Below are 6,359 nucleotides of genomic sequence, written 5' to 3'. Positions count from 1 at the left end.
AGTCCGAGTAACCGCCACGTTGGCCGTCTTGGTTGCCTTATCTGGACCACCCGTGTAAGTCGTTGTGACTGTAATGGTACCTTCCAGATACTTAGCTTGGGTGCCGGCTGGATCATCAGTCCCACCTGGTGTGGTGGTCGTGTAAGTCTTAGCCTTGTAGTTAACCCCACGCTCAACCGTAGCTGTGTAATAACCCTTTGTTGCATCTGGCTCAGTTCCATCGATGCCGGCGTTAAAGCTAGCACTCTTGTAAGCACCACCGTTAAAGACTTGAGCCGTGTAACCAGGAACAGCTGCGTCAGCTTCAGTCAATTCCGGTACTAAAATAGTGGATCCATCAGCAGTCTTCCAATCAGTGTAGGTCACTTCACCGTCTTCATTAAGACTTGCAGTCCGAGTAACATCGACTGTTTGATCCTTGACCGGAACAGTGTAGTCACCAGTATTCGCACGAGTTACTGTAATTTTACCTTTCAGGTATTGTGCTTGAGTACCATGAGGATCACTATCCCCACCTGGGGCAGTAGTCGTGTAAATCGTCTTCAAATAGTTAACAGTCTGGTTGACAGTTGCTGTATAACCATCGTCTGTCAATTTACCGGCAGCACTTGTATTAATAGCCTCAAAGCCGTCACTGTCCAGACCATCACCATTCAAGATGTTAGGTGTATAACCTGGAACTGCAACACTTGCATCCGTCAAAGCAGGTACTAGAACAGTATTAGTAGTACCGTCATTTGTAGAACCAGCAATGACCCAATAACTGTAACCAACTGTTCCGTCAGTCTTGAGACTTGCTGTACGAGTAACACGAACAGTTTGCGGATCAGGGCTAACCGTGTAATCACCAGAATTAGTCCGGTTTACTGTAATCGTACCTTCCAAATACTTAGCTTGAGTCCCTGCAGGATCATCAGTCCCACCTGGATTAGTTGTCGTATAAACAATCTTTGTGTAGTTAACAAGGTGATTGATAGTGGCTGTGTAACCGTCAATGCCGGGTGCGGTTGCTTTATCAGTAAGTACCTTAAATTGTGCACTGGTCATGCCGTCACCATTTTTGATATCAGCTTTGTAACCAGAAACTGCAACATCTGCATCTGTCAAAACAGGAACCAAATCGGTACCTGGTTTATCGTCACGTGTCCAAGCGCCGTATACAACTGTCTTGCCGTCAATTCCTCCAAGAGTTGCTGTACGACTAACATGTACAGTCTCTGTAGGCCCATCTACGGAGTAATCACCAGTATTAGCTTGGTGAACAATAATTTTACCTTCCAGATAAGCGGCTTGAGTCCCTTTAGGATCGTTAGTCCCACCTGGTGTGGTGGTCGTGTAAGTCTTGGTACCATAAACCAACTTAAAGATGTTGTCCTTATCTGTAAGGGTAACAGTTGGTGTACCAGTACCTGCCGTACCGTTGAAGTCGTAGCCTTGATAATTGTAACCGCTGACCGTATCAGGAGTTAACGTGTACGTTTGACCAACGACGAGTTCTGCGCCAGGTGTGGTAGTTGTAATTTGATACATTGGCATGTTTTTGCTGCCAGAAATAGGTGTGCCATCGGTGTTCACAAGGTTAACCTGAATTGGTGAAGCAATCTTGCTGACGAAGACACCATAGCTCTGATTGTTAACAACTTTAACTGCATGGTAGCCTTTGTTTGCATCCACTCCATTGATAACAGGTGTAATAATGTACCCGGTATGCTTCTGAAGAACACTGAGAACAGCAGGATCCTTGGTAAAGTCGACTGTGGAACCAGGGATAGAGGTCATCGTGAATGAATCAATCGTCTGATTTGCATAGCCATCGTACAGATCAACTTGATATGAAACCTTGTCAGCCTTGTAATTTACCGTCTGGTTAACAGTGACACTATAACCGGTATCAGTTGGCGTTTGACCATCAGTAACTGCTTTGAAATTAGCACTGGTGTAATCCGTATCACCTTCGCCCGCTTTAATTGTTGCTGTAAAGCCAGCTTGTGCGACACCTACTGCATCAGGGGTTAATTTTGCAACTAAGATGTCCGTGCCATCTGCAGCTTTCCAATCACCGTACTTAACGGTCGTGCCATCAGTATCAATCCATGCATCACGAGTGACACTAACTGGCTTGTCATCGACTGCTGCGGTGTAATCACCGGTATTCGTCCGGTGTACCGTGATGGTACCTTCCAGATACTTAGCCTGAGTTCCAGCAGGATCATTAGTCCCACCTGGAGTAGTGGTTGTATAAGTCTTCTTGGTGTACGTAACCGTTCTTGTGATAGCGGCAGTATAGCCAGTAGTACCAGCTTTTGCATCTTGAGCAAATTGAGCACTGGTGTAGGCTGGTGCGTCAACATTAGTCACAGTGAAGCCAGCTTGAGCAAGACTCGGATCAGCCGCTAAAAGTTCGCTTACAAGTGGTGCAGTCGCATCGGTTGAGCCCTTAACAGTCCAAGCACCATAGGTAACATGACCGTTGGCGTCAATAGAGGCGTCACGAGTCACATTAACTGGAGTAACAACGGGATCCTTGTGGAAATCACCGGTGTAATTAGTGGTGACGGTAAGAGTCCCTTTCACTTCAGAACTTGGAACAGTCACAATAGTCCGAGTGATGTCGAATACTTCAGCAGGTTTCTGCCCAAGGTATTCGTTATCATTACCACTGGAAGTCACGCTAGGGTTGGTGACACGTTTTTGACCTAAATCTTCACCAGTAACCGCAACGTTGCCCGTAAGTGTGGCAACATGAACACCTGGATACGTTGTATTGTTAGCTTGGTAATCACCAGTTTTAATATCAATTGAAACAAGTGATGTTTGACTTGCATCACTTTGAGCATCTAAAGGTGCCACAATGGTGTCAGAGTTATCGATTGTTTGCCAATTTCCGTACTTCACTTGATTAGTCGTTGGGTCAAGCTGAGCGGTACGCTTAATTTTGACCGAGCGAGTCTTGCTCGAAGGACCAGTAGAGGAAGAAGAATCCTTTGTGATATCAGTTAAATTAGCTGTCCCTTGCAAATAGTCAATCGAAGTACCCGGTAATGTCCCTGGATTATTGACATCATACACAATTGCTTGAACGCCTACTTTAGTTTCGTTCGTTCCGTTTGCGTTTAAAGTCACGCTCCAAGTTTTCGTGGCTGGATCGAGCAATTCATACCCAGCTGGAGGTGTTAAAGTAACCGTTAATTTCGATCCATCAGTACCCACTGCGTTCCCAGTACCAACAATCACTTCATTGTCTTTACCAGGATTTACAACATAGTCAACAGTTGCAACAACCGTAGCAGGCGTGGCATCCTTTTGAGAAGCCAAGTAGTTGTACATGTTGTTGTAGTCGGCCACGTTGATATCATACGTGGCATACTTGTTATCTTTGCCATCGCTATATGACGTTGTAGTCCCAATAGCACCCCGATACCATCTCTTAGTATCATTAACGGCAGCCGGGTTAGTCCATGTAAATTTACCATCACTACCAGCTTGTTGATCCCAAGTGTATGAATACGAACCATCTGAATAAGTTGTATATTTAACGGCATAATTATGCTTTTGACCAGCCTTATAATCAGCAATCGCGTGTACAACTGCTTGATATTCGGCATCATAGGTAGCCTGGATCATAGCATTAGTATCACCCAGATCTTTGGAATAATCGGCATATACATTACCTTTTTTATCTAAAACAACGGCTTGGCCATTAGTATTACCTGAATTTAGATAAAATTGGCTTGCATCCCCACCTTGACCGCTCACAGCAGCATCAAATGCAGCTTCTTTAATTTTACCTAAGAAAGTGTCAGCTGTGTTATAGAACCCGTCGTGTGATAGCTGAGTGCTTTTGCCAACTGGCTGATCTTTATCAAACCCAATTTTACCGTTTAATGAAACGTTGTCACTGGTCGACAATTTACCGTTAGATTGGGTAATAGCATTAGCCTTGTTCAAATAATCATCAAAGAAATCATTCTCACCATCTATAGCTGCAGCGTAATCCACGTGTTCAATCACGTTACGAATAGCGGGATAGATTGCAGTAACAAATTGTGAGAAAATTTCACGAGGGAAGTCAATATCACCTAAGTGGTCTTTGACGGCAAATGTCAGATAATTACCATTATAATTAAAACCGTTCATAATATTGAAGACAATATCGGCAAACGTTGTCCCATCATTCAAAAATTGAACATCGAAATCATTTTGACCAGCTAAAGAAACCGGATTAGACATGATGGCCTTTTCAAGATAAGACTGAATCAAAGGCTGAAACAACGGAATATAATAATCCCAAACATGAACAACGTCACCAAGGTTAGTCTGAATCGCCTTTAACGCATTAGAATCAGTTACCGAAGCCTGTGCCTGACTATAAGCCTGATTCTCTGCATCAACATATAGTTGATATATAGCCTTACTTTGGGTGCTAGCATTGCTGAGCCGGTTTGAAACTGAATCCGCACCAAGAAGTCCAAGAACACCACCAATGATTGGTAACCCAATGGTTTGACCTGATTCTGCTGAAGAATCATAGTTGATTGCGTTGGCATATGCGTCACCATCACTTTTTAATGAACTTCCCAAATTTGTATAGAAGTTATCCAGGGACTGTGCCCACTGCTTGATGAAAGCCTGGTAACCAGCTTGGAAGTCTTTATCTGATTGCAGATTAGTAGTAGTTCCACCCCCAAAAATACTGCCACCAGAGGTACTAATCCCATCATTTTTTGAATCAATCCACCAAGAGTTAGGATTTGTAATATCAATATTGTAAGGATTTGTCGTCTTCGTGGTCGGAATGTCAACATTCGTTTTACCCTGAGAACCACCGATTCCCAATATCGGTGCACGATCTTGCTTAGTGATATCATCCATTGTATAGTGGATGTCTTTTGAAGTGTCTGCACCATTAGCCATCCGTCCGGCTTCGTATACTTTACCAAGCCCATAGAGATTGCTTAGCAGTGTGTATTGCATCGTAATATCAGCCTGAGCTAGCGTATCGCCGATAGAACCAGTTGAAGCGAGACCCTTATGATTAATCAAATCATTAGCCGCCGCCTGATACCCAGCTTTGTAATTAGCAGTGTCCGGATCCCCAACTGGCAAATCAGTACCAGCATCGAGAGCGTCAATTTCAACAGTAACGCCCTTTGACTTGTAAAGTGAAGCAGCGGACTGCTTAGCTTCATTAAGTTCTTCAGTCGTTGGGTTAACTAGTGTGATTTTGGTAACACCGTTTTCACTAGTGACCTTGACGTTTGAAGGTAACTCAGCCATTGCAGCTGCAATTTCTGTGTTAGCAACGTTCTGCTTATTAGCATCACTTGCTGTTTGATCCGTTGCTGCAGCCAACTTAGAACCATCTAAGGTTGTTGAAGCCGTAGTGGCGTCACTAGCAGCTTTTTGAGCAGTCGTGGCAGTGCTAGAACTGCCGTCTTGGGCAGACTTAGCCTGTTGGGTTAAATCAGTATCAGACTGAGTGGTAGCAGTTTTGTTGGCGTCAGTTGTACTCTTCGCTGATTGATCAGTGGTATCTGTCTGAGTTGAATCCGCATTCGAATCTGTGGTAGTTGTATCTGCACTCGTGGTAGGAGTCGTTTGTGTAGAGTCAGCGTTTGCAACAGAATTCGTATCAGATTGAGAAACTGTCGACGAATTTGCCGAGTTAGATGCAGACTTTAACGCCACGGAAGATGCATTAACATCATCCGCAGTATTTGTCGATGCACTTGTTGTGTTAGCATCTGCTTGATTGGTATCTACGGTTGCTTGTTGTGTATCCGCTTTAGCAGGTGAGGATACACTTAAAAGACCAAGCATGAACATCCCAGCAAATAACCAGGATTTCTTGGCCTTATACATCCGATAGTGCAGATGCTCCTTTTCTTGTTTCCCTAAGTTGTTATTCTTAGAGATTTTTCGATAGTCTTTTTCCATAATTATGCCCCCATCATTTCAATGACGTGTCCAACGCCACCGAGTAAAAATCCCAAAATACCTAAACCTCCACAAAATGGACAATGACATTTCTCCTACCAAATGTCGTTGTCTTAAATGAAACTTAAATACACAAGTAATATAACACGTTTAATATAAAAGGTAAACTATCATAAACTCGTATTTATAAGTAAGCTATTTATATTTTATAAAGAAATCAACACAAATATTGAATATACCGAAATGTTTGGTTACAAATTTTATAAAAAAATTTTCAAAAAAAATCCAACAATCGATTGATTGTTGGACACCTCTGAATCATATGATTGGGCTAGCTGGGTTCGAACCAGCGCATCACGGGATCAAAACCCGTTGCCTTACCACTTGGCTATAGCCCAATAAAAGATGGATGGGAGTGGATT

1 protein-coding gene and 1 tRNA gene are annotated in these 6,359 nt (G+C 43.3%); both read right to left on the bottom strand.

The features are described 5' to 3' along the window. Positions 1 to 5,937 (bottom strand): KxYKxGKxW signal peptide domain-containing protein (locus HC026_RS12060; RefSeq protein WP_168926162.1); only part of this gene is annotated, 5,937 nt, incomplete at its 3' end. A 326-nt stretch (positions 5,938 to 6,263) separates the two neighbouring features. Beyond that, positions 6,264 to 6,335 (bottom strand) — tRNA-Gln (locus HC026_RS12055). Positions 6,336 to 6,359 lie beyond the last annotated feature (24 nt).

It is taken from the genome of Secundilactobacillus angelensis, assembly GCF_012641075.1.
Classification (GTDB): Bacteria; Bacillota; Bacilli; order Lactobacillales; family Lactobacillaceae; genus Secundilactobacillus; species Secundilactobacillus angelensis.
Note: the sequence above shows the minus strand (reverse complement) of the source record. Positions and strands in the feature narration are given on the sequence as shown.